Here is a 23,192-nt window from a genome sequence, read left to right as displayed (position 1 = left end):
CGCTCCGCGCCTACGAACTCAGACCTCTTCGGGCAGTTCCCCGACCCGGTTCTCCCACTTCGTGGAGAGGACGATCGTCGTACGGGTACGGGAGACGCCCTTGGTGCCGCTGAGCCGCCGGATGATCTTCTCCAGGCCGTCCACGTCGTTCGCCCGCACCTTGAGCATGTACGAGTCGTCACCGGCGATGAACCAGCAGTCCTCGATCTCGCTGAGCTCCTTCATCCGCTGGGCCACGTCCTCGTGGTCGGCGGCGTCGGACAGCGAGATGCCGATGAGGGCGGTGACGCCGAGGCCCAGCGAGGCGGCGTCCACGGTGGCGCGGTAGCCGGTGATGACCCCGGCCGCCTCCAGCCGGTTGATGCGGTCGGTGACGCTGGGTCCCGACAGGCCGACGAGGCGCCCCAGCTCCGCGTACGAGGCCCGGCCGTTCTCCCTCAGGGCCTGGATGAGCTGCCTGTCCACCGCGTCCATGCGATTCGATGCCTTCCGCTGAAGATTCCCGAGTAGATGAGAGGTACTGCGGCGTGCCCTACTGGCCGGCGCTCCCGCCGCCCAGTTCGCCCGCCCAGCGCCGGTACAGACCGTGCTCGACGCCCGCCGCGTCCAGCACCCGCCCGGCGACGAAGTCCACCAGGTCCTGGATGTGGGTGGCACCGCCGTAGAAGGCGGGCGAGGCCGGCACCACGGTCGCGCCCGCGTCGTCCAGCGCCACCAGGTGCCGCAGGGTCTGACCGTTCAAGGGGGTCTCCCGTACGGTCACCACCAGCGGCCGGCGCTCCTTGAGCGTGACGCTCGCCGCACGCTGGAGCAGGTCCTTGGACAGCCCGAGGGCGACACCGGCCACACAGGCGGTGGAGGCGGGCACGATCAGCATGCCCTTGCTCGGATACGAGCCCGAGGACGGACCCGCGGCCAGGTCCCCGGCGGGCCAGTACCGCACCCCGTCGATGTCCGCGTCGTGGACCCCGGGCTTGCCGTCGGCTCCCCGGCCCAGCCATTCCCGCAGGTCGTCCCGCCAGTGCGCGTCCCGGAACGAGATCCCCGTCTCGTCCAGCAGCGTGAGCCGCGAGGCCCGGCTGACGACCAGGTCCACGCTCTCGCCGGCCTCCAGGAGTGCGCGCAGCACCGATGCGGCATAAGGCGTGCCGGAGGCCCCGGACACCCCTACGATCCAAGGTGTACGCGCCGTCTCTCCTGGCTTGGCTGGGTTCACAACACCGAGCCTATCCGGCCTCGCAGGGTGGGAACCGGTCGAGGGGGCTCGGGCGTTCTTCGGGCGGGGACGAGTGAGCGGTGGGGGTTGCCATGTCGGACAGCGGGCTCGAGTGGTCGCGCGGGGACCGGGCGAAGGCCGCGGCCAAGCTGATGGTGGGCTGGGTCGCGCTGCTGTGGCTGCTGGAAGTGGTCGACGTGATCAGCGGCCATGCGCTGGACGGGCTGGGCATCACGCCGCGCGAGCCCTCCGAGCTGGTGGATGTCGTGCCGGCCGCGTTCATCCACTTCGGCTTCGCCCATGTGGCCGCCAACAGTGTGCCGCTGCTGGTCATGGGCTTCCTGGCGGCGCTGGGCGGGATACGCCGGTTCGCCGCGCTGTGCCTGTTCGTCATCGTGGCGGACGGACTGGGGGTGTGGCTCATAGCCCCGGCGCACACCAACACGGCGGGCGCCTCCGGCCTGATCTTCGGCCTCTTCGGCTTCCTGCTGGTCAGCGGCTTCGTGGAGCGCCGGCCGCTGGGCGTGCTGGTGGGTCTGCTGGTGGGTGCGGTGTGGGGCGGCTCGATCCTGCTCGGCCTCTCCCCGCTGCAGACGGGCGTCAGCTGGCAGGGCCATCTGATCGGCCTGGCGGCGGGTGTGGGGGCGGCGTTCTGGTTCCGGCGGCGGGCCGTGGAGGCTCGCGCGATTCAGGGCTGAGGGCGCGCTTCCGGATTCACGGGAAGGCGGTCGGTGTCGATGGCCAGCCGTCCGAGCTTGGTCTCCACGGTGGCCTTGCCGCCGTAGGGAAACGTGTCGCGTCCCAGGTAGCCGTCCGGACCGGGGTTCCAGAGCGTGACGAGATGTCCCTTCATGGGATCGAAGATCAGGTAGTTCGGGATGCCTCGCGCCGCGTACTGCTTGTTCTTGACCTCGTAGTCGTTGCGGACACTGGACGGCGAAACGACCTCGATGGCGAGCTCGATCAGGTCGGGCGCGTAGGCGGTGAGATTGCGGTTCTTCTCGGCCGCCGGGATGAGGGCAAGGTCAGGGCAGAACTCGAAGTCCTCGCTGAACGGGATCGCGACATCGCTGATGAAGGCCCACTCCTGGCCGAGCTGAGCTTCCAATTGGGTCCACAGCCGCACGATGGTCTCGTTGTGGAACGGCCTGAGCGGACTCATCACGATATTGCCCTCGACAATCTCCATCCGGTACCCGCGGAACATGTCCTCGTACCGGGCGAGCTGCGAGTGCAGGCGGTCGCTGTCCGAGACGGTCACGTCAGCCTCCCTCTCTCTGCACTCGATGGTAGGCCGCACCGTACTTACACGGTCAGACCTCGAACCAAGAGATCAAGCAGCGCACACACGAACAGGGCAATCCCGATGAACCCGTTGACGCTGAAGAACGCCCTGTTCAGGCGGGACAGATCGGTCGGGCGCACGATGTTGTGCTCGTAGACGAACGCGCCCGCGACGATCATCAGGCCGACCCAGAGGAAGCCGCCCGCGTCGGTGACGACTGCGTACCAGACCAGGAGGGACATCGTCAGCAGGTGGCAGACGCGCGCCCCCCAGATCGCCGCCGGGATGCCGAAGCGCGCCGGGACCGACATCACGCCGATCTCGCGGTCGGTCTCGACGTCCTGGCAGGCGTAGATCAGGTCGAAGCCGCCGATCCAGATGCCGACGGCGAGCCCCAGGATCACCGCGTCCCAGGACCACTCCCCGCTGATCGCCAGCCAGCCGCCGACCGGGCCCATCGCCTGGGCGAGACCGAGGATGGCCTGGGGGAAGTTCGTGAACCGCTTGCCGTACGGGTAGACCACCATCGGGATCACCGCGATGGGGGCCAGGGCGAAGCAGAGCGGGTTGAGCAGGGCCGCCGAGCCGAGGAAGACGACGACCGCGATCAGCGCGCCGGTCCAGGCGTGCTTCACCGACATCGCGCCGGTGACCAGCTCCCGCTGGGCCGTGCGCGGATTCCGGGCGTCGATCTCGCGGTCGATGATCCGGTTGACCGCCATCGCGAAGGTGCGCAGGCCCACCATGCAGACGGTGACCAGGAGCAGCCGCCCCCAGTGGATGTTCTTGTCCCACTGGAACATCGCGGTCAGCGCGGCGATGTAGGCGAAGGGCAGGGCGAAGACCGAGTGCTCGATCATCACCAGGCGGAGGAACGCCTTGGTGCGTCCTGGCTGCGGGATCGCGGCGGAGGCGCTGCTCACAGGCCGTACTCCTTCCAGCGGCGGTCGACCTTCGCCGCCGTCTCCGGGTCGGACAGGACCATGTCGGGCCAGCCGCCGTCGCGCGTGTAGCCCTCCTCGGGCCACTTCTTGGTCGCGTCGATGCCTGCCTTGCCGCCCCAGAACTGCTGGTAGGAGGCGTGGTCGAGGTGGTCGACGGGACCTTCGACGACGCTGAGGTCACGGGCGTAGTCCGTGTTGCCGAGCGCGCGCCACGCGACCTCGTGGAGGTCGTGGACGTCGCAGTCGGAGTCCACGACCACGATCAGCTTCGTCAGGGACATCATGTGTGCCCCCCAGATCGCGTGCATCACCTTCTGGGCGTGCTTGGGGTACTTCTTGTCGATCGAGACGATCGCACAGTTGTGGAAGCCGCCCGCCTCCGGCAGGTGGTAGTCCACGATGTCCGGCACGATGATCTTCAGCAGGGGCAGGAAGAAGCGCTCCGTCGCACGACCCAGCGGTCCGTCCTCCGTCGGAGGCCGGCCTACGACGATCGACTGAAGCAGCGGGCGCTTCCGCATGGTCACGCAGTCGATCTTCAGGGCGGGGAAGGGCTCCTGCGGGGTGTAGAACCCGGTGTGGTCGCCGAAGGGCCCCTCGGGGAGCATCTCGCCGGGCTCCAGCCAGCCCTCGATGACGACCTCCGCCTGGGCCGGCACCTGCAGCGGCACGGTCTTGCAGTCGACCATCTCGATCCGCTTCCCGGCGATGAACCCGGCGAAGAGGTACTCGTCGATGTCGCCGGGCAGCGGCGCGGTGGAGGCGTAGGTGACCGCGGGCGGGCAGCCGAAGGCGATTGCCACCGGCAGCCGTTCGCCGCGCCGCGCCGCGACCTGGTAGTGGTTGCGGCTGTCCTTGTGGATCTGCCAGTGCATGCCGATGGTGCGCCTGTCGTGGCGCTGCAGCCGGTACAGGCCCAGGTTCCGGATGCCGCTCTCCGGGTCCTTGGTGTGGGTGAGCCCCAGGTTGAAGAAGGAACCGCCGTCCTGCGGCCAGGTGAAGAGGGCGGGCAGCTGGTCCAGGTCCACGTCGTCGCCGGTGAGGACGACCTCCTGGACGGGGGCTTCCTTCACCTTCTTCGGCGGGACGTGCGTCATCGCGCCGAGCTTCCCGAAGGCCTCGCGGACGCCGACGAAGCCGTGCGGCAGTTCGGGGCGGAGCAGTCCGCCGATCTTCTCGCTGATCTCGCCGTACGACTTCAGGCCGAGGGCCTTCAGCAGGCGCCGGTCGGTGCCGAAGACGTTCATCGCGAGGGGCATGGCGGAGCCCTTCACGTTCTCGAAGAGCAGCGCCGGGCCCCCCGCCTTCTGCACCCGGTCGACGATCTCCCCGACCTCCAGATACGGGTCCACCTCGGCCTTGATGCGCTTGAGGTCACCCTCGCGTTCCAGGGCCCTGAGCAGGGAGCGAAGATCGTCGTAAGCCATGCGTCCCAGTATCGCCGAGCCCCTCGGGCCGCCGATGCCCGCCCCGCCCTCAGGCGGTTCGCCGGCGCTCCCGCTCGGCGGTCAGCCGGGCGGCCGCGCGGCGTGCCTCGGCGAGGCGGTGCGGCGAGTCCCAGGCGGACGCGACGCGTTCGGCCAGCGCGTAGTTCTCGGCCGCGGCCCCGTCCTCGCCGAGGAGCCGGTACAGGTCCGCGAGGCCGTGGGCGAGGGGCCGGGTGGCGTAGGCGGCGCCGGCCGTACCGGCGAACTGGTCGCGGATCGGCAGCAGATGCCCGAGCAGCATGGCGGCCGTCTCCGTGTCGCCGAGCAGGACCGCGAGTTCCGAGCGGTAGTCCAGCTCCAGGCCGTAGAGGTGGTCCGTCACCGGTCGCGGCGCGATCGACACCGCGGCCGCCTCGTCCAGCCGTCCCCGCCGGGCCAGGACCAGGGCGTGCGCCACCGCGACCGGGGCGCCGATCTCCGCGTACAGGTCGCGGACGACCCCCTCGATGTCGGCCGCCCGGCCCTGGGCGAGACGGATGGTGATCAGACCCAGCGTGCGGGGGCCGGTGGCGTGGTGGGCGCCCACGCGCCGCAGCAGGCCGTCGGCCTCGGCGTAGCGGGCCTCCGCCTCGTCGAAGCGGCCGGTGACCGTGGCCAGCATGGCCGAGGTCGCGGCGGCGATGCCCTGCGCCCACAGCATGCGGTAGCGGCGGGCCAGTTCCAGGGCTTCGGTGTTGTGCCGGCGCAGCCCGTCGGGGTCGTTGCGGGTCGCGGCGGTCATGCCGTCGAGGTGCTCGCAGACCCAGCGGTAGGCCGGCAAGTCGTGTGCCTCGGCCAACTGCCGCAGTTCCGCGACGAGCGGCGTGCGCAGCGCGCCCTGTGCCTCGTGCGGCAGCAGCTTGGCGGATGTCATCAGCGCCGAGGCCAGCAGGCGCGGTTCGGCCTCGGCCCGGGCCAGCGCCAGTTGCGCGTGCGCCGCCCGCAGGGCCCGCGGTGCCTCCTCGGCGGCCACGGCGTCGACGAGGACCTGAAGGACCCGGGCGCGGGTCGCGCCGTCGAGCGCGGGGTCGTCGGCGAGCCGTTCCAGCCGGGCCAGGGCGGTGCGGTCGAAGAGCCCCTCCAGCCGGGAGCGCCAGGGCGAGGGCTCGGTCCAGGCGCCGTAGACCGCGGCGACCAGGTCGTCCCGGCCGGCCCGCACCGCGAGGTCGACCGCCCGCTGCCGGGTGTGCCGGGCGGCGTCGGTGGACCCGGCCCGCAACTGTGCCGCCAGCAGCCGTACGTGGAGAGCCACCGTCTCGTCCGGGTCGGCGTCGGGGTCGGCCCCGGCCGCCCGGTGCGCCTCCAGGGCGTGCTCGATCAGCTCGACGGCCACGTCGTGCGCGTACCGCCGCTCGGCCAGTTCGGCCGCCCGCAGCGCGTAGTCGACGGCCAGGGGCGCGTTCGCGGTCCGGCCCGTGCGGGCGAAGTGGAAGGCGAGGGCCGCGAGGTCGTGCGGGCGGTGGCGGCGCAGGCCCTGCGCGATGCGGTCGTGCAGACGGGCCCGCCGGACCCCGGACAGGTCGGTGTAGACGGTGTCGCGGACCAATGCGTGCACGAAACGGACCCGGCCCAGAGCGGGCTCGGTCAGCAGATCCGCTCTCACCGCGGCGTCGAGTCCCGCCAGCACGGTGTCCTCGTCGGCGTCGGCCGCGTCGACGAGGAGGGCGACCTCGGCCTCCGGCCCCGCGACGGCCGCGAGCTGCAGCGCCGAGCGGGCCTCGGCCGGCAGCAGGGCCAGCCGCCTGCGCAGCACGTCCCGTACCCCCTGGGGTACCTCCGACACGGCCACCAGAGCGCCCTCGCCGACCAGCAGGCGGGCGCTCTCCAGGACGTAGAAGGGGTTGCCGCCGGTGCGTTCGGCGAGCGCGGTCACCGTGGTGTCGTCGACCCCTTCGCCGCAGACGGCGGTGACCACGGTCGCGACGTCCCGGGTCGACAGGCCACCGAGCGCGATGCGCCGCGGGGCCCGCAGGGCGAGCCGGCCAAGGGTCTTGACCAGGTCATCGCCGACCTCCGCCGGCCGGTAGCCGGCCACGATCAGCAGGGGTACGCCGGTGATCTGCGCGGCCGTCTCCAGGAGGGCCAGGGTCTCGCCGTCGCCGCGGTGCAGATCCTCCAGGACGACGGCGAGGGGCTGTCCGGCGGCCGCGTCCCGCAGCCAGGCGGCGAGGGCCAGGTGGGTACGGAAGCGGCCCGCGGCGGCCTCGTCACGCGTCATGGCGGCCACCGTCTGAGGCTCGTGCAGCAGGGCGGTCAGCTCCTCGGGGCGGGCCGGCGGCACGACACCGGCAAGGGCGCCGAGCGCCTCCACCCAGGCCCAGGCGGGCGGCGCGCCCTCGTACTCGGGGCAGCGGCCGATCACCACCGTCCACCCCGCCGCCCGCAGCCGTCCCGCGAACCGTTCGAGCAGCGCCGACTTCCCCGCTCCGGCCTCCCCGGTGACCAGGACGACACCGCCCGTACGCCGGGCGGCCCGCGCGGCCGCGGCTGCGGCGCCCAGCTCGGCCTCCCTGCCGACGAAGAGGCCGCCCTCGTCCTCGGGTGCGGCGGCGGCAGCGGTTTCCAGCGGGGCGAGCGGTACAGCCGCGCGCAGCACGTCCAGCCGCCGGTTGAGGACGGCGTGTTCCAGTTCGGCCAGGGCCGGCCCGGGATCACAGCCGAGTTCCTCCCGCAGCACGGCGGCGGCCCGGCGCAGGGACGCCAGGGCGTCTCCCTGACGTCCGCAGGCCCACTGGGCGAGGGCGAGCAGCCGCCAGCCCTCCTCCCGCAACGGGCTCTGCCGTACGAGGACTTCGGCCGCCGGCACCGCTTCGGCCGGGCGCCCGGTGCGCAGGTCGGCCGCGACGGCGAGTTCGCGGGCCTGGGCGCACAGTTCGGTCAGCCGGGCCACCTCGGACTCCGCCCACGGTTCACTCGCGTGCTCCAGGAACGCGGGACCCCGCCACCAGCCGAGCGCCTCGGACAGCAGCTCCCTCGCCCGGTCGGGCGGAGCGCTGCGGGCCCGGGAGACCAGGGTCTCGAACCACCAGGCGTCCACCGCCTCGGCGGGCAGCCGCAGGGCATAGCCCGGCGGGGAGGTGACCAGCACGGACGCGGGGGCGCGCGGGAGCCGCTCCGGCTCCAGCAGGCGACGCAGATGGGACACGTAGGTGTGCAGGGACACGGTGGCCCTGGCCGGGGGCACCCCGCGCCACAGCTCGTCGATCATGCGGTCGACGGGCACCACCCGCCCGCCGGCCGCGACCAGCAGCGCGAGTACGGCCCGCTGCCGGGGGGCGCCCAGTTCGACCGGCTGCCCGCCGGCCTCGGCGCCCAGGGAGCCCAGGACTCGTATGCGCAGCACGCCGCGCGAATCTACCCGAGCGCTGGTCGCGGAGCGTTAACGGTTCGCTAAACGCCCTGGTCGGCGGCGCACCAAGTGCGATGCCAAGTGGGCGCCAAGACGGCCGCGCGACGGTGGGCGTTCCTGATCGGTACCTCATCCCTGGAGCAGGCAGGCGTGTCCCGCAGTCCCGCGTTTCCCGCACCCCCGGGCCAACGGCCCTACACACACGAGATGGTCGTCGTCCACCGGGTCTTCCGGCGCGAGTCGGCGCTGGCTCCCCGGCTGGTACGGGCCGTGCCGGACGGCGGCACGGCCCGCGCGGCCCAGGTCGCGGCCCACCTGGACGACTACGTCATGGGGCTGCACCATCACCACGCCCTCGAGGACGAGCTGATCTGGCCCCTGCTGCACGCGCGGGGCGCGGACGGCGGGTTCGTCGAGCGGATGGAGGAACAGCACCGGCGCATCGACCGGACCCTCGCGGTGGTGGCCGAGTGGCTGCCCGCATGGCTGCGGGAGGCGAGCCCCATCGCCCGGGAGGAACTGGCCCTGGCGCTGACCGAGCACCACACGGTGCTCCTGGAGCATCTCGACGACGAGGAGCTGCTGGTGCTGCCGCTGGTCGCCGAGCATCTGAGCGTCGCCGAATGGGAGCTGGTGGGCCGGCGCGGTCTTGAGGGGCTGCCCAAGGACAAGGTGCTGCTGGCCGTGGGCGCGATCCTGGAGGACGCGACGCCCGAGGAGCGCGCCTACTTCCTCGGCCGGGCCCCGCTCCTCGGCCGCCTGATGTGGCGGCTCGTCGGCCGGCGGAAGTACGCCGCGTCCTGCCGTGCCCTGCGCGGCCCGCTGGACGGGGAGACGGGCCGGTGACCGTGCTCGACTCCGCGCCCCTCGACACCCTGGACGCCTACCGGACCTGCGAGTTCGTCACGCTCGGCCGCGACGGCGCCCCGGTGGCCTGGCCCGCCGCGGTCCGGCGCAAGGACGACGGGACGCTGCTGCTGACCACGTCCCTGGCGTTCGCGCAGAAGGCACTGAACGTGCGCCGGGACGGGCGCGTGGCCCTGCTCTGGTCCGACCCCACCGGCAGCGGCCTCGCGGAGGCCCCGCAGATCTTCGTCGGCGGTCTTGCCGTGTGCCCGGACGACATCATGACGGGACCGGAAGGCGCCGAGGAGTACTGGCGGATGCTCTTCGAGCGGCAGCCGCACAGCCGGTCCTACCTCGCCCCCGGCTTCAGGCGGCTGATGGAGTGGTACTACCTGCGCCTGCTCATCACCGTCACCCCGGAACAGGTCGTCGTACGCCCTCCGCTGGCGTCCCTGCTCGCGGAGGGACCGGCCACCGGGCCCGAGGCCGCCGCGCCTTTGCTCGGGGCCGCGCAGCTCGCCCGCTACCCGAGCGCGGTGCTGGCGGCCTGCGACAAGACGGGGGCGCCCGTGCTCGCCCGGACCCGGCCGGTGGCGACGGACGCGGGCTTCGCGCTGACGGTGCCCGCCGACTGCGCCGTGACGGCCGGCCCCGCCTCCCTGCTGGTGCACCGGCACGACGAGCGGCTCAACCACATGCAGAACACGCTCGTGCGCGGAGAGCTGCGCCGGGCCGGCGACGGCTGGCTGCTGGTGCCCGGCCGGGTGGTGGAGCCGATGGGCTCCGGACGCCCCACCGACGCGGTACGGGTGCTGCGGCAGACCAAGCGGGCCACCGCACGCTATCTGGAACGGCGTGGCCTGCCCCGGCCGCGGGTGCGGTGGGAGGCGTTCCGGGCGCTGGCGGGTCCGCGATGACGGTCATGGTCGTCCTCGTCGTCACGGTGGCCGCCGCGGCCGGTGTCCGGGCGCTCGGCCGCCGGCCCCACCAGCACACCGACACCGACCGGATCCGGCAGGTGATGCGCTCGCCCCACCACTGACCGGCGGACGGGAGAGGAGTTGCGGCCACCCGCTACCCTGACCCCGTCACCGGGGCCCGACAGCGCCCCGTCACCGTCTTTGGGGGATCGCACACCATGTTCCGGTATCTGCCGTTCCTGCTGGTCCTGGCGCTGTGGATCTATGCCTTCATCGACTGTCTGAACACCCCTGAGGAGCAGGTGCGCGGGCTGCCCAAGGTGGTGTGGGTCATCATCATCCTGCTGTTCGGGGAGGTGCTGGTCGGGCCGATCGCCTGGCTGGTCGCGGGCAAGTACCGCGGGCCCGTCCCGGCCGGCGGGTCCACGCCCTCCGAGTGGCACCGCAACCACCGCACGGAGTTCGTCGCACCCGACGACAACCCCGAGTTCCTGAAGTCCCTCAAGGAAGAGAACAAAAAGGACGAGGCCCTCCTCAAGGACTGGGAGGCCGATCTGCGGCGCCGCGAGGAGGAGCTGCGTCGGCGGGAGCGCGGCGAGGACCCCCAGGCGGACTGATGGAGCTGCGGCTGCTCGTCACCTTCGAGAAGGTCGCGACCGTGCTGAGCTTCACACAGGCCGCGGCCGAGCTGAAGTACGCGCAGTCCAGCGTGACCAGCCAGGTACGGGCCCTGGAGTCGTCCCTGGGCGTCGAGTTGTTCGACCGGCTCGGCAGCCGTATCCGGCTCACGGAGGCGGGTGAGCGGCTGCTCCCCTACGCCCGGCAGATCATCGAGCTGAACGAGGAGGCGCGGGCCGCGGTCACCGGTACCGAGGAGCCCGCCGGTTCGCTGGTGGTCGGGACGATGGAGTCGCTGACCTCGTACCGGCTGCCGCCGCTGCTTGAGTTCTTCCACCACCGCTACCCCAAGGTGCGGCTCTCCCTGCGCACCACCATCGGCGACGAGACCCGGCAGGCGCTGCGGCAGGGCACGTACGATCTCGGCTTCCTGATGGAGGAGGCGACCGAGCACCCGGGGCTGGAGAGCGTGGTGCTGTGCGAGGAGCCGCTGGCGCTGGTCGCCGCGCCCCGACACGCCCTCGCCGGGCGGGAGTTCAACACCGCCGCTCTCGTACGGCAGTCCCTTCTCGCGACCGAGCCGGGCTGCGCCTACCGGGACTTGTTCGAGCGGGAGCTCGAATCGTCCGGTGAGCCGGCCGACTTCATGGAGTTCGGCACGATCGAGGCCACCAAACGCGCGGCGGCGGCCGGCCTCGGGGTCTCGTTGCTGCCCGAGGTGACGGTCGCCGCCGAACTCGCCGAAGGGTCTTTGGTACGGCTGCCGTGGCAGCCGCCGTTCACGCTTCGGACGCAACTGGCGTGGCGGGCCGGGAAGCGGCTTCCGGCGCACGTACGGCTGTTTCTCGATCAGGCGCGGAAGCTGGTGGCCGAGCAAGCGTGACCTTCAGGCTGGCCAGCACGATCAGCGGGACGCCCAGCGCCTGGACGAGGCCGATGTGGTGGCCGTACACCGCCCAGTCCATGACCATCGCGACCGCCGGGTAGACGAAGGCGAGGACGGCGATCTTCGAGGTCGGCAGCTTGGCGTAGGCGGCGTACATCAGGACGTACATCACGCCGGTGTGGATGAAGCCGAGGCCGACCAGCCAGCCCCAGTCCCAGCCGGTGCCGGCCATCGCGCCGAAGTCGGCGAAGGGAAGCAGCAGCGGGATGCCGACGACGACCTGGACCAGCGCGATGAGGTGCGGGCGGACGCCGGTGATGCGCTTGGTGACCAGGGTGGACAGTCCGTACAGGAGCGCGGCGAGGAGTGCCTGGCCCACGCCCGTCAGATAGGTGCCGCCGCTGGTGAAGTCGGCCGGTGTGACGCCCGAGACCAGGATCAGGCCCACGAAGGCCAGCGCGATCCAGCCGACCTTGGCGGCGGTGAGGCGCTCGCGGAAGAGGAGGGCGCCGAGCAGGACCACGTAGAAGGGCTGGGTGTGGTAGACGACCGTGGCGACCGAGATCGAGGTGTTCTCGTACGACTCGAAGAGGAAGACCCAGTTGAAGACGATGAACACGCCGCCCAGGACGGCGAGTCCGAGTGTGCGCGGGGTGAAGCCGTGATCGCGGAGCCAGCCGCGGGCGAGGACGTAGGAGCCGAGCGCGAGGGCTCCGAAGACGACCCGGAAGAAGACGACGTCGAAGGGCGAGGCGCCCGACTCGACGACGAAGACGCCGAGGGTGCCGGACAGCACCATCGCGGTCATCAACTGGGCGATGCCCCTGCTCTCTGCGGATGTGCTCTGCGTGTTCATGTCCTGGACGCTACGAGCGGGCGGCGGTGCCGGTCCACGCGCCAGTGGGGCGTCCTGCCGATGGGGTCATCGGCGGCGCCGATGCCTACAGGTTGTACGCCGTCGGGCCCCCCGAAGCGGACAATGCGCCCCTGTGCCCGGACCGGTCGGAACCGGACACTTACCTCGCATGACGACTGCTCCCGCCGACTCCTCCGGCACCCTCGCCCCCGCATACGGTGACAAGGTCATCGCCGTCGAGACGGCGGGCTCCGAGCCCATCCCGGACGCCGAACGCCATGGCACGCCGCTGCAGTTGCTGTGGACCTGGGCCTCCCCCAACATCGAGTTCGCGACCGTCTTCATCGGTGTGATCTCGGTGCTGTTCTTCGGTCTGAGTTTCTGGGAGGCGACCGCGGCCATCGTCCTCGGCACCGCCGTCGGCGCGATCACCCAGGGCTTCCTCTCCCTGGACGGCCCGCGCTTCGGCGTCCCGCAGATGGTGATCGGCCGGTTCTCCTTCGGCTACTTCGGCAACATCCTGCCGTCCGCGGCCAACGGCCTGATCGCGGGCGTGGGCTGGTTCGCGGTGAACAGCGTGAGCGCGGCCTTCGCCCTGAACACGCTGACCGGGCTGCGTCCGCTGCCTTCCCTGCTGGTCGTGGTCGTGGTCGAGATCGTGATCGGCTTCATCGGCCACAACTTCGTGCACACCTTCGAGAAGTACGCGTTCCCCGCGCTCGCCGTGATCTTCCTTCTCGCGGGCGTGTGGACCTTCAAGGACGCGAACCTCGGCGGAGGCGGCACGGGCGGCGGCATCGGCGGGTTCCTGCTCGCGTTCAGCGCGGCCTGGGGCTACGCGGCCGGCTGGAACCCGTACGCCACGGACTACTCGCGCTATCTGCCGCGCACCGCGAACAAGGTGAAGACGATCGTCTACCCGGCGGTCGGCCTGTTCGTGTCCGTCGCCCTCGTGGCGATCATCGGCGCGGCCTCGGCGACGATCGTGGCGCCGAAGGACGCCACCCCGACGGCGGCCTTCACCGGTCATCTCCCGGGCTGGCTGGGCGACCTGGTGCTCCTCGCCATCATCCTCGGCGCCATCTCCGCCAACGCCCTCAACATCTACTCGGGCGCGATCTCCATCACCTCCTTCGGCCTGAAGCTCCCGACGTGGCTGAGCCGCAGCGTGCTGGTCGTGGTGTCCGGTGTGGCCGGTACGGCGGCGGCGTGGGCCTCGCTCGACGACGCGGGGTCGGCGTACGAGGCGTTCCTGCTGGTGATCGCGTACTGGGTGGCCCCTTGGCTCGGGGTCGTCCTGGTGGAGCGGTGGCTCCAGTCCCGCACGGCCACGGACGAGGAGCTGTCGGCCCGGCTGACCGACCGTTTCTTCACCAACTGGCCCGGTATCGCGGCCCTGTTGATCGGCGTCGCGGTGTCCGTCCCGCTCTTTTCCAACCAGGAGGACTTCGTCGGTTACGTCCCGAAGCACTGGCCGTCCTTCGGCGACATCACGCCGGTGGTCGGTTTCGTGGTGAGCGCGGGGTTGTATGCGGTGCTGCGCCGGGCGAAGGCTTACTCCGCGTCCAGCGGTTCTGCCTGATCCGCGTACTCGACCCTGATGTACCTGCTGTTTTTCTCCCCGTAGGCCTCCTTGAGGATCGGTTCCGCCTTGTCGGGGTCGTCGACCCCGATGAGGACGAAGCCCCGTTCGTCCGCGGCCACTTCGCGCATCTCGAAGGTTCCGTCCCAGCGGCGCATGTCGTCGCCGATCCGGTCGGAGAGGGCGTCGAGTGTCCTTCTGCTGACGTCGGTGTCGTGCAGCCGCACGGTCACACCCCGGACGGCCACCCCGCAGACCTCGTCGTCGAACGCGGCGGAAGGTATGCGCCAGACATCGGTGACCTGGTGGTCCTCGTCAACGGAAAGACCCGTGTAGACGTCGGAGTACTTCTTCCGGGCCAGGTCGTCGACGTGTATGACCACGCGCGTCAGCGGAGTGCCGTCGTCGCGGTCGGGGAGGCTGTCGACGGGGCGGGTGCCGACGCACGTCCGGTCCGTGGCCGCCGACTCGACCCGAACGGGATCCGACCTCAGGCCCCCGTCGGTGTGGCCGGCCCCCATGGCCTGGACGTACAGGCCCGTGGCCACCACCAGCGCGACGCTCGCTCCGGCCGATGCGATCCAGGTGCGGTTGCTGCGCATGTCCCCCTCCATTCCCCCGTGTTGCCGTCAGCACTGTGACGCCGGAGGGGGCGAAGAGGTTCAGAGCGTCGGTTCCTCCCGCAGGACGAGGTCCAGCAGACCCGGGAAGCGGGCCTCGAACTCCGCCCGCCGCAGCCGGTTGACCCGCCGGGGCCCCTCGTCCCGCTGCTCGACCAGGCCCGCGCCCCGCAGCACCGCGAAGTGATGGCTGAGCGCCGCCTTGCCGACCGGCACGTCGAAGCTGCCGCAGCTGCGCGACCACTCCGCCGAGCCCGCCAGCTCTCTTACGAGGCTGATGCGTACGGGGTCGGCGAGCGCGGCGAGCGCGGTCGGGACGGAGACGTCGTCGGGGTGGGTGTGCTCGGGGGCGGCCCGATGACTGGTGCGCTGCGCCACGCGGGTCTCCCTTCACGTCTTGCCGAGGTCCAGGTCCTGCCGAGGTTCACTCTTGCAGAGTGTTCGATGAAAATCATACACTCGCGACTGTTCGCTTTTCATTGAACAGTCGTCGACCGAACAGTCGCCGGCCGAACAGAAATGGGTGGTGCGGGATGCGTGCGGTGGAGTTCCAGGAGTACGGCGGACCCGAGGTCCTGAAGGTCGTGGAGGCGGAGGTCCCCGAGCCCGGTCCGGGCCAGGTGAGCCTCGACGTGGCGTACACCGGGGTGAACTTCGCCGACCTCAAGGCGCGCGGCGAGGGCTACCGGGTGCCGCGGCTGCCCTTCGTCCCGGGGCTCGAGGCGTCGGGGCGCATCCGAGCGCTCGGCGAGGGGGTCACGGGCCTGTCCGTCGGCCAGGAGGTGACCGCGCTGACGGAGGGCGGCGCCTACGCGGACGTGGCGCTGGCGAACACCGCGACCGTCTTCCCGGTCCCGGCCGGCGTCGACCTGCGCACGGCGGCGACCCTGCCGACCGTGCTGCCGACGGCGTACGCGCTCGTCCACGCGGTGGGCCGGCTGCAGCCCGGCGAGACGGTGCTCGTACAGGGTGCGGCGGGCGGCGTCGGCACGGTGGTGGGGCAGCTGGCGAAGGCGGCCGGCGCGGGGGCCGTGTACGGGGTGGTGTCGGGCGCGGCCAAGGCGGCGTACGCACGCGAGTACGGCTACGACGAGGTGTTCGTCGGCGAGTTCACCGAGGCGGTGCGGAAGGCGACCGGCGGCCGGGGCGTCGACCTGGCGTTCGATCCGGTCGGCGGCGAGACGCTCCGGGGCAGCCTGGCCTCGCTCGCGGTCTTCGGGCGCCTGGTCTCCTTCGGCAACGCGAGCTCGGCGCCGGCGTGGACGGTGGGCCAGCCGGAGCTCTACCCCGCCGGGGTGTCGGTCGGCGGCTTCTCGATCCTGACGCTGGCGCAGACGGCCCCCGGCGAGCTGCGCTCCCTCGCCGAGCGGGCCTTCGCGAAGGCGGTGGACGGCACGGTGTCGCTGCCGGTCACCGCCGAGTTCGGGCTGGAGGAGGCGGCGGAGGCGCACCGGCTGATGGGGACGCGGACCAGCACCGGGAAGCTGTTGCTGCGGGTGACCGGCTGAGGCGGCGCGGGCTGGACATGGGCCGGCGAATTTTGACACGGTGAGCCGCACCGATCCGCATTCGAACATGCGATCGGTGACCCGATGACTCCGGACAACCGGGAGGCCGGCCGTGCCACTTGCCTTCTACGCCACGCACAGCACCTTCTCCGACCCCGGCGAACTCGTCGGCCACTACGCCGGCTTACCGCGCGACCCCACCCGACTCGCCCGTATCGCACGCGACTTGATCGTCCACCGCGTGGAGGGCGCCCTCTTCGACCACACCCATCCGGACGACCGCCTGCACCACGACGCCGAGACCCGCTACATCGACGACATCCTGCGGATCCTCGTGGCCCGGAACGACGCCCCGCTGAAGGTGCGGCGCGAGGTCGGCGACCGTTTCGTCGGCACCTGCCGGGACTTCTCGCTGCTGCACTGCTCGTTCCTGCGGCAGGCGGGCATCCCGGCGCGCATCCGGTCAGGCTTCGCCGACTACTTCGGCTCCGACGGCTTCCACTGCGACCACGTGGTCACCGAGTACTGGGACGAGGAGCGGGGCTGGCTGTTCGCGGACGCCCAGCTCGCCGACCCCGGTGTCACCGCCCACTGGAACGTGGACTTCGACCCGATGGACGTCCCGCGCGACCGCTTCCTGGTCGCGGGCAGGGCGTGGCGCGCCATCCGTGAGGGCGCGGCGGACCCGAGGACCTTCGGGCTGCATCCACCGGAGGAAGGGCCGCTCTGGGGCGAGCGGTTCGTGGCCGGCAACATCCGGCTCGACCTCGCGGCCCTGAACAAGGTGGAGACGCTGCTGTGGGACGAGTGGGGAATGGACGAGGGGAAGCCCGGCACCCCCCTGTCCGAAGCGGCCCGCGAGCTCTACGACCGCGCAGCCCAGGTAGCGGGCGACGAGGTCCCCTTCGACGAAGCCCGCGCGCTGTTCACGGAGGACGACACCCTGCGGACTCCGAGAACAGTGCTCTGCTCGGCCCCGTACAACGGACCGAGCCAGGTCACCCTGCGCTGAGCTCAGGCAACCGTTCGCAGTCCGCGGACCGAGGGCGCCGCCGTCCCCCGGACGACCCGATGCGCACATGTCGCCGCCAGCAACTCCCCCAACAGCTCCGGATCGTCGATCTCCAGCCCCAGCAGGGACTCGATCCGCTCCAGGCGCTGGTAGAGCGACTGGCGGCCGATGTGCATCAGAGCCGCGGTGCGGGTCGGGGAGCAGCCGTGGCGCAGATGGACCTCCAGGGTGCGGACCAGGTCGCTGGGGTGGGCCGCCTCCCAGGCCAGCAGCGGGCCCAGGGTGTGCTGGACCAGCCGGTCGAGACGGTCGCGGTTGGTGTCGATGCCGCCGCGGGTCAGCTCCCGCTCCAGGGCGAGCGCGCGGGCGGAGGTGACCAACGGGCCCTCGGGGGCGGGCGGTTCGGCGGCCGGCACGGTCAGCGCCAGCTCCAGGGTCGTACGCGCCGCCCGCAGCGTGTCGCTCCAGCGCAGCCAGCCGCTGCCCGCGTCGACGGCGTGCCCGACGGCGACGGTGAGGCCCGCGTCCGCCGCCGTACGAAAGGCCTCCTGGACGGCACGGACCGGGTCACCGGAACCGAAGCCACCGCCGTCGCCGGGCAGCGCGAGCAGCGCCAGCACATCGCCCGGAAACGGCGCCCGAAGTGCCCTCGCCCCGCCCAGCAGCCGTGCCGCCCGGTCCACGGCGGCCACCTCGCGCGTGCCGTGCACCGACACCCCGATGAGCCGGGCCCCCGGCCCGGGGTGGAACCCGGCGAGCGCGGACCGTGCCTCGACCTCCGGCTGGTTGAGGGCCGCGCGGTCGGCCAGGTCGGCGAGCAGGGCCGCCGCGTGGTCGTCGCCCCAGGGACGCACCACCGACCGCCCGGACAGCCCCCGGGCCACGATCGCGCGGTTCGCCGCCTCCGTGATGCGTACGAAGGGCACGACCCGGTGCAGGGCCAGCAGGGGCAGGCCGAGGCGGCGGGCCTCGTCGACGACCTCGGCGGGCATCTGCGGCAGTGAGCGGCCCACCTCCACAGCCAGCCCGGCGGCGCCCCGCGCGGCCAGCTCGCGGACGTACCGGCGGCGGACCTCCTCGTCGGCGTCCATCAGGCCGAAACCATTCGTGAGCAGCAGTTCTCCGCCGTCGAGGAAGTTGGCGCCCTCGTACACCTCGCTCGAGTGCACCCAGCGGACCGGGCGGTCCAGGGCGTTCTCGCCGGCGAGGAGGGCGGGCTCGGAGGCTCGGACGGGATCGAGGTCCAGGACTTCGCGGAGGGTGAGTGCGGCCACGGGCACCTCCAGGGACGGCGCGTGGACAGTTCGTCCGGCGGCGGGATGCCCGGAGAGTACTTTCCGCACGTTGCCCTCGTGTTTCGGCCACAGCAGAGTGAGGACATGGACCTTGAGGACCCCATGGACCGGGCGACGGCACGGGCCTGGCTCGCCACCGCCGTCGCGGAGGCGCGCGCCGGGCTCGCGGAGGGCGGCATCCCGATCGGCGCCGCGCTCTACGGCGCCGACGGCACCCTGCTGGGGCGCGGCCACAACCGGCGCGTCCAGGACGACGACCCCTCGATGCACGCGGAGACGGCAGCCTTCCGCAATGCGGGACGGCAGCGCTCGTATCGCGGTACGACGATGGTCACGACCCTGTCGCCGTGCTGGTACTGCTCCGGTCTGGTCCGCCAGTTCGGCATCTCCCGGGTGGTGGTCGGCGAGGCGGCCACCTTCCACGGCGGGCACGACTGGCTGGCGGAGCACGGCGTGCGGATCGTGCTGCTGGACGACCCCGAGTGCATCGGGATGATGCGCGACTTCATCAAGAACCATCCGGCACTGTGGAATGAGGACATCGGTGAGTGACCCGCGTATTCCGACCATCGATCTGCGGCCGTGGCTCGACGGCGACGAGGACGCCCGTGCCGCCATCGCCCGCACCGTCGACGAGGCCCTGCAGACCGCCGGCTTCCTGCTGGTCACCGGGCACGGTGTGGATCCGGCGCTGCGGTCCGCGATCCGGGAGGCGGCTCGGGCGTTCTTCCGGCTGCCCGCCGGCGTCAAGGAGCCGTACGCGGCGAAGGTCGGCGGCCGCGGCTGGCTCGGCCCGGGCGCCGAGGCCAACGGCTACTCGGAGGGCACGCAGACCCCGCCGGACCTGAAGGAGTCGCTGACCTTCGCGACACACGAGCCCTTCGAGGACCCGGTCGTCAACGCGGAGTGGTACGCGCCCAATGTGTGGCCGCGGGAAGTGCCGGAGCTCAGGGCGTTGTGCGAGGAGTACCTGGAGCGCATGGGCGAGCTGGAGAAGCAGCTCCTGTCCCTGCTCGGCGAGGCGCTGGGCCTGGAACCGGACTTCTTCTCCCGGCACATGGACCATCCGACATACGGCTTCAACATCAACTGGTACCCGGGCACCGAGGTGATCGGGGAGCCGCAGCCGGGTCAGTTCCGCATCGGGCCGCACACCGACTTCGGGACGGTCACGATCCTCGACCGGCAGGCGGGCAAGGGCGGGCTGCAGGTGTACACGGACGAGGGCGGCTGGGAGGACGCGCCCTTCGACCCGGAGGCCTTCACCATCAACATCGGGGATCTGATGGCCCGTTGGACCGGTGACAGGTGGCGGTCGGGGCGGCACCGGGTGCTGCCGCCGCCCGCGGACGCGCCCGCCGAGGAGCTGATGTCGCTCGTCTACTTCGGCGAGTGCACACCGGGGACGCTGGTGGAGTCCGTGCCTGCTCCGGTGGGGCGGGTGGCGTACGAGCCGGTCGACTCGCACCGCTATCTGCGGGAGAAGCTGGACTCGATCACGGTCGGCTGACCAGCTTCTCGAAGCGGGCCCGCCAGACGGGCTCCGCCGCCTCGTCTCCCCGGTACTCGTGGGTGAAGCGGAGGGCGGTGCCCTCTTCGCCGTCCCGCTCCAGGTGGAAGCGGATCCGGTCGCCGTCGTCCAGCGTGTACTCGGCGACCCGGTCCACGTCCCATGCGGTGACCCGGCCGCTCCCCAGGTCACGCAGGGTGACCGCGCCGCCGAGTCTGGGTTCGAGGACGTCGGCGGCGGTGAACCACCGGGCGAGCCCTTCGGGGGTGGCCACCGCCGGCCAGACGTCCTCCATGCGCCGTGGGACCCGCACCAGGAAGTGGAGCATGTGCGTGTTCCCGTGGCTCTGACTGGTGCCCTGGGCGATGGAACCGCTCATGACACCAGTGTCGGCCACCCGCGGCTCAGACGCCCGCGTACGAGTGCTTGCCGCTGACGAAGATGTTGACGCCGTAGTAGTTGAACAGCCAGCAGCCGAAGGCGATCAGCGCCAGGTAGGCGGCCTTGCGGCCCTTCCAGCCGGCGGTGGCGCGGGCGTGCAGGTAGCAGGCGTAGGCGACCCAGGTGATGAACGCCCAGGTCTCCTTGGGGTCCCAGCCCCAGTAGCGGCCCCAGGCCGACTCGGCCCAGATGGCGCCCGCGATGATCGTGAACGTCCACAGCGGGAAGACGGCCGCGTTGATGCGGTAGGAGAACTTGTCCAGGGAGGAGGAGGCGGGCAGCCGCTCCAGGAAGGACGTCGCGAAGCGGCCGGGGGTGCCGCCGTTCTCCAGCTTGGTCTCGTAGGAGTCCTTGAAGAGGTAGAGGAGCGTGCCGACGGCGCCCACGTAGAAGACCGCTCCGCACAGGATGGCGGTGGAGACGTGGATGTAGAGCCAGTACGAGTGGAGGGCGGGAACCAGCTGGTCACTGGCCGTGTACAGGACGGTGACGGCGATGCCGAGGTCGAGGAGGACCGTGGTGATCAGGAACAGCCCGAGCCAGCGGATGTTCTTCTTCAGCGCGAGCAGCGTCAGGTACACGCCGACGGCGACGGTGGAGAAGGTGATGTTGAACTCGTACATGTTGCCCCACGGCGCCCGCTCCACCGAGGCCGCGCGGGCGACCACACCACCGAGGTGGATGAGAAAGGCGAGCACGGTGAGCGAGATGGCGATACGCCCGTAGAGGTCGCCCTGCTCGTCCCCGCCGTGCGCCCCGGGCCCGTCGGGCACGTCCCGCGCACCGGCCGAGGCCCGTACGACGACCTTGGGCCGCTCCAGTACGGCGGTGCCGCCGGCCTTGTTCACGGTGACGGCGGGGGCCTTGCCCTTGGCCCCCTTCGCCTCCGTGGTGAGCGCGGCGGCCGTGCGGCCGACCCTGCTGCGGCTGCCGAAGAGCCATTCGGCGATGTACGCGAAGAAGGCCAGGGTGTAGACGGCCATCGCGGAGTAGATCAGCGTGTTGCTGATGTTCGCGAGGTGTTCGTTGGTGGCCGTGGCCAACTCGGTTCCGGCGGCGAGAGTCACTTCGTCTCAGCCCCTTCGGCAGGTACGACTTCGGTGTCGGGGGTGGTGGTGTCGTCTTGGTCCGGTGAGCCGGCGTCGGGTTCGGCGTCGGAGTGGTCCTGGGAGTCCTCGTCGGGCTCGGGTGCGCCCGGCGCCTGGTCGTAGAGGATCCCGGCGAGGTCGCCGAGTTCCTCCGGCACCTTGGCGGACTCGCTGCGGCCGAGGCCGGCCATCTCGACGACGGTCACACCGTCGGCGCCCTTGACGGCCCGTACCCAGACGCGGCGGCGCTGGATGAACAGGGACGCGGCGAGGCCGAAGATCGCGGTGAGGGAACCGGCGAGCGCCCAGGAGGTGCCGGGCTGCTGGACGATCTGGAAGTTCGCCCACTGCTTGGTGGTCTCGTAGGTGATCGAGCCGGCGCCGTTCGGGAGCTGCATGGTCTGGCCGGGCCTCAGGTTGTCCCTGAGCTGGGCGCCCTTGGAGTCCTTGAACTCCTTCACATGCGACTTGTCGAGCTGGTACACGCTCTGCGGGATACCGGAGTTGACGCCGAGGTCGCCGTGGTACGGCGTCAGGTTCAGCACCGGGTTCTGCAGCGCGGGGAAGGTGGAGGCCGTCTCGCTGCCCTTGCTGTAGGTCGGCAGGAAGAAGGCCGAGATGCCCAGCTGCTCGCTGACGCCCTTGGCGTTCTTGTAGCCGTCGAGGACCTTGACCACACCGGTGGAGGTGACGTTGGAGTCGAGCGGGAGCAGGGGCACGGCGTCGCGGTAGACGACGTTGCCCTTGCCGTCGCGCACGGTGATGACGGGGGCGTAGCCGTGGGCCGTGAGGTAGACCTTGGCGTCGCCGATCTCCAGCGGCTCGTTGACCTTGACGAGGTCCTTCTTGTCCTTGCCGTAGGCGCCCTGGCTGTAGGTGAGGGCGGCCTGGTAGGTGCGCGGGGTGCCGCGGTTGGGGCCGCTGGTCTCGTAGGTGCCGGTGAACTTGTCCAGCTTGAAGCTGAACGGCACCAGGTCGTCGCTGCTGAAGAGGTTGCCCGACTTGAAGTCGTCGTAGGAGATGAGGGTGTTGGAGAAGCCGTCGCCGTCGCCCTCCACCACCAGCTTGTTGCCCTCGGACTTGAAGAGCTGGCCCCAGGCGAAGGCGATCAGCAGCACGATCAGCGCGATGTGGAAGGCGAGGTTGCCGACCTCCCGCAGATAGCCCTTCTCGGCGGCGACGGCGTCACCGGCGAGGTAGGCGCGGAAGCGGCGCTTCTTCAGGAGGGCGAGGGCGGCCTCGCGGACCTGCTCGGGCTCGGCCCCGGTGCGCCAGGTCGTGTAGGCGGGCAGCCGGGTCAGGCGCTTGGGGGCGCCCGGCGGCCGGCCGCGCAGCTGGCCGATGAACTGCCAGGTGCGCGGGATGATGCAGCCGATGAGGGAGACGAACAGCAGGATGTAGATCGAGGAGAACCACACCGAGCTGTAGACGTGGAAGAGGCCGAGCTTGTCGTAGACCGGCGCGAGGAAGGTGTGCGCCTTGCGGAAGTCGGCGACCTTCGTCTCGTCGATGCCGGACTGCGGGATCAGCGAGCCGGGGATGGCGCCGAGCGAGAGGAGCAGGAGGAGCAGCAGCGCGACCCGCATGGAGGTGAGCTGCCGCCAGAACCAGCGGGCCCAGCCGATGACGCCCAGGGCGGGCAGGTTCGCCAGTTCCTCCCTGGGGGCGGTGGAGAGCTGGGAGCCGGCGGCGCCGAGGTCCGGGTCGTCGGCCCGCTCGGGGGGCGTACCGGTGGTGGCCTTGCTCATCG

The 23,192-nt window shown here is 71.4% G+C and carries 24 protein-coding genes; 11 read left to right on the top strand and 13 right to left on the bottom strand.

The window, feature by feature from the left end:
* Positions 1-18: 18 nt before the first annotated feature.
* Both ACWC1K_RS18625 and ACWC1K_RS18620 read right to left on the bottom strand, forming a co-directional pair.
* On the bottom strand, positions 19-474 hold the full coding sequence (locus ACWC1K_RS18625; protein ID WP_030945405.1) for an Lrp/AsnC family transcriptional regulator: 456 nt from the start codon (positions 472-474) through the stop codon (positions 19-21).
* 58 nt (positions 475-532) lie between these two features.
* A complete protein-coding gene (locus ACWC1K_RS18620; RefSeq protein WP_450832592.1) occupies positions 533-1,216 on the bottom strand; it encodes a UbiX family flavin prenyltransferase in 684 nt (227 codons plus the stop codon).
* Between the two features lie 92 nt (positions 1,217-1,308).
* Between ACWC1K_RS18620 and ACWC1K_RS18615 the strand changes: the two genes are divergently transcribed.
* A complete protein-coding gene (locus ACWC1K_RS18615; RefSeq protein ID WP_450832590.1) occupies positions 1,309-1,914 on the top strand; it encodes a rhomboid family intramembrane serine protease in 606 nt (201 codons plus the stop codon).
* Here the strand turns inward: ACWC1K_RS18615 and ACWC1K_RS18610 are convergent.
* From ACWC1K_RS18610 to ACWC1K_RS18595, 4 genes are read right to left on the bottom strand one after another with little or no spacing between them, the layout of a single operon-like run.
* A complete protein-coding gene (locus tag ACWC1K_RS18610; protein WP_450832588.1) occupies positions 1,905-2,477 on the bottom strand; it encodes a Uma2 family endonuclease in 573 nt (190 codons plus the stop codon). The two genes, ACWC1K_RS18615 and ACWC1K_RS18610, sit on opposite strands and share 10 nt — an antisense overlap.
* Before the next feature lie 44 nt (positions 2,478-2,521).
* Positions 2,522-3,424: a menaquinone biosynthesis prenyltransferase MqnP gene (gene mqnP / locus ACWC1K_RS18605; protein ID WP_450832587.1), complete on the bottom strand. Its 903-nt coding sequence runs from the start codon at positions 3,422-3,424 to the stop codon at positions 2,522-2,524.
* Entirely contained in the window at positions 3,421-4,872 is a 1,452-nt protein-coding gene (locus ACWC1K_RS18600; RefSeq protein ID WP_351462667.1) for a menaquinone biosynthesis decarboxylase, read from the bottom strand. Before ACWC1K_RS18600 ends, mqnP begins: the two co-directional genes overlap by 4 nt.
* Positions 4,873-4,921: 49 nt before the next feature.
* Complete coding sequence (locus tag ACWC1K_RS18595) at positions 4,922-8,254, bottom strand: BTAD domain-containing putative transcriptional regulator (protein WP_450832585.1); 3,333 nt, start codon at positions 8,252-8,254, stop codon at positions 4,922-4,924.
* A gap of 156 nt (positions 8,255-8,410) precedes the next feature.
* Between ACWC1K_RS18595 and ACWC1K_RS18590 the strand changes: the two genes are divergently transcribed.
* The 5 genes from ACWC1K_RS18590 (at position 8,411) to ACWC1K_RS18570 (ending at position 11,527) form a co-directional block, all read left to right on the top strand.
* Positions 8,411-9,106: a hemerythrin domain-containing protein gene (locus ACWC1K_RS18590; RefSeq protein WP_450832584.1), complete on the top strand. Its 696-nt coding sequence runs from the start codon at positions 8,411-8,413 to the stop codon at positions 9,104-9,106.
* The gene (locus ACWC1K_RS18585; RefSeq protein WP_450832582.1) at positions 9,103-10,023 is read left to right on the top strand and encodes a pyridoxamine 5'-phosphate oxidase family protein; all 921 of its coding nucleotides are present in this window, start codon (positions 9,103-9,105) and stop codon (positions 10,021-10,023) included. The genes ACWC1K_RS18590 and ACWC1K_RS18585 overlap by 4 nt, the downstream gene beginning before the upstream one ends.
* Complete coding sequence (locus ACWC1K_RS18580) at positions 10,020-10,148, top strand: hypothetical protein (protein ID WP_450832580.1); 129 nt, start codon at positions 10,020-10,022, stop codon at positions 10,146-10,148. The genes ACWC1K_RS18585 and ACWC1K_RS18580 overlap by 4 nt, the downstream gene beginning before the upstream one ends.
* 96 nt (positions 10,149-10,244) lie before the next feature.
* Positions 10,245-10,643, top strand: a complete 399-nt coding sequence (locus ACWC1K_RS18575; protein WP_450832578.1) for a PLD nuclease N-terminal domain-containing protein — start codon at positions 10,245-10,247, stop codon at positions 10,641-10,643.
* Positions 10,643-11,527, top strand: a complete 885-nt coding sequence (locus ACWC1K_RS18570; protein ID WP_450832577.1) for a LysR family transcriptional regulator — start codon at positions 10,643-10,645, stop codon at positions 11,525-11,527. Before ACWC1K_RS18575 ends, ACWC1K_RS18570 begins: the two co-directional genes overlap by 1 nt.
* Here ACWC1K_RS18570 and ACWC1K_RS18565 read toward each other — a convergent pair.
* Positions 11,424-12,386, bottom strand: coding sequence for a DMT family transporter (locus ACWC1K_RS18565; protein ID WP_450832575.1), 963 nt, complete (start codon positions 12,384-12,386; stop codon positions 11,424-11,426). The two genes, ACWC1K_RS18570 and ACWC1K_RS18565, sit on opposite strands and share 104 nt — an antisense overlap.
* Positions 12,387-12,555: 169 nt before the next feature.
* Here ACWC1K_RS18565 and ACWC1K_RS18560 point away from each other — a divergent pair, with 169 nt between their 5' ends.
* Complete coding sequence (locus ACWC1K_RS18560; RefSeq protein ID WP_450832573.1) at positions 12,556-13,968, top strand: purine-cytosine permease family protein; 1,413 nt, start codon at positions 12,556-12,558, stop codon at positions 13,966-13,968.
* Here the strand turns inward: ACWC1K_RS18560 and ACWC1K_RS18555 are convergent.
* Together ACWC1K_RS18555 and ACWC1K_RS18550 are read right to left on the bottom strand one after the other, a co-directional pair.
* Positions 13,941-14,570 carry a hypothetical protein gene (locus ACWC1K_RS18555; RefSeq protein WP_450832571.1) on the bottom strand — a complete coding sequence of 210 codons (630 nt, stop codon included), beginning with the start codon at positions 14,568-14,570 and terminating at the stop codon, positions 13,941-13,943. The two genes, ACWC1K_RS18560 and ACWC1K_RS18555, sit on opposite strands and share 28 nt — an antisense overlap.
* A 60-nt stretch (positions 14,571-14,630) precedes the next feature.
* The gene (locus ACWC1K_RS18550) at positions 14,631-14,966 is read right to left on the bottom strand and encodes an ArsR/SmtB family transcription factor (protein ID WP_450832570.1); all 336 of its coding nucleotides are present in this window, start codon (positions 14,964-14,966) and stop codon (positions 14,631-14,633) included.
* Positions 14,967-15,121: 155 nt separating this feature from the next.
* Here ACWC1K_RS18550 and ACWC1K_RS18545 point away from each other — a divergent pair, with 155 nt between their 5' ends.
* Positions 15,122-16,096 (top strand): quinone oxidoreductase family protein, encoded by a 975-nt coding sequence (locus tag ACWC1K_RS18545; protein ID WP_450832568.1) that lies wholly within the window; start codon positions 15,122-15,124, stop codon positions 16,094-16,096.
* A gap of 112 nt (positions 16,097-16,208) precedes the next feature.
* On the top strand, positions 16,209-17,108 hold the full coding sequence (locus tag ACWC1K_RS18540) for a transglutaminase-like domain-containing protein (RefSeq protein WP_450832567.1): 900 nt from the start codon (positions 16,209-16,211) through the stop codon (positions 17,106-17,108).
* Positions 17,109-17,110: 2 nt separating this feature from the next.
* Here the strand turns inward: ACWC1K_RS18540 and ACWC1K_RS18535 are convergent, their stop codons facing one another.
* On the bottom strand, positions 17,111-18,382 hold the full coding sequence (locus ACWC1K_RS18535; protein ID WP_450832565.1) for a PucR family transcriptional regulator: 1,272 nt from the start codon (positions 18,380-18,382) through the stop codon (positions 17,111-17,113).
* A gap of 105 nt (positions 18,383-18,487) precedes the next feature.
* On the opposite strand from ACWC1K_RS18535, the gene ACWC1K_RS18530 reads away from it, so the two are divergent.
* Positions 18,488-18,955, top strand: coding sequence for a nucleoside deaminase (locus tag ACWC1K_RS18530; RefSeq protein WP_450832563.1), 468 nt, complete (start codon positions 18,488-18,490; stop codon positions 18,953-18,955).
* Positions 18,936-19,913 (top strand): isopenicillin N synthase family dioxygenase, encoded by a 978-nt coding sequence (locus ACWC1K_RS18525; protein WP_450832561.1) that lies wholly within the window; start codon positions 18,936-18,938, stop codon positions 19,911-19,913. The genes ACWC1K_RS18530 and ACWC1K_RS18525 overlap by 20 nt, the downstream gene beginning before the upstream one ends.
* Here the strand turns inward: ACWC1K_RS18525 and ACWC1K_RS18520 are convergent.
* From ACWC1K_RS18520 to resB, 3 genes are read right to left on the bottom strand one after another with little or no spacing between them, the layout of a single operon-like run.
* Positions 19,900-20,292: an SRPBCC domain-containing protein gene (locus ACWC1K_RS18520; protein ID WP_450832560.1), complete on the bottom strand. Its 393-nt coding sequence runs from the start codon at positions 20,290-20,292 to the stop codon at positions 19,900-19,902. The genes ACWC1K_RS18525 and ACWC1K_RS18520 overlap by 14 nt on opposite strands.
* Before the next feature lie 25 nt (positions 20,293-20,317).
* Complete coding sequence (ccsB, locus tag ACWC1K_RS18515) at positions 20,318-21,421, bottom strand: c-type cytochrome biogenesis protein CcsB (RefSeq protein WP_450832558.1); 1,104 nt, start codon at positions 21,419-21,421, stop codon at positions 20,318-20,320.
* On the bottom strand, positions 21,418-23,190 hold the full coding sequence (gene resB / locus ACWC1K_RS18510) for a cytochrome c biogenesis protein ResB (RefSeq protein ID WP_450832556.1): 1,773 nt from the start codon (positions 23,188-23,190) through the stop codon (positions 21,418-21,420). Before resB ends, ccsB begins: the two co-directional genes overlap by 4 nt.
* Between the last annotated feature and the right edge of the window lie 2 nt (positions 23,191-23,192).

The sequence above is a fragment of the Streptomyces sp. NPDC001492 genome (genome assembly GCF_053597275.1).
Note: the sequence above shows the minus strand (reverse complement) of the source record. Positions and strands in the feature narration are given on the sequence as shown.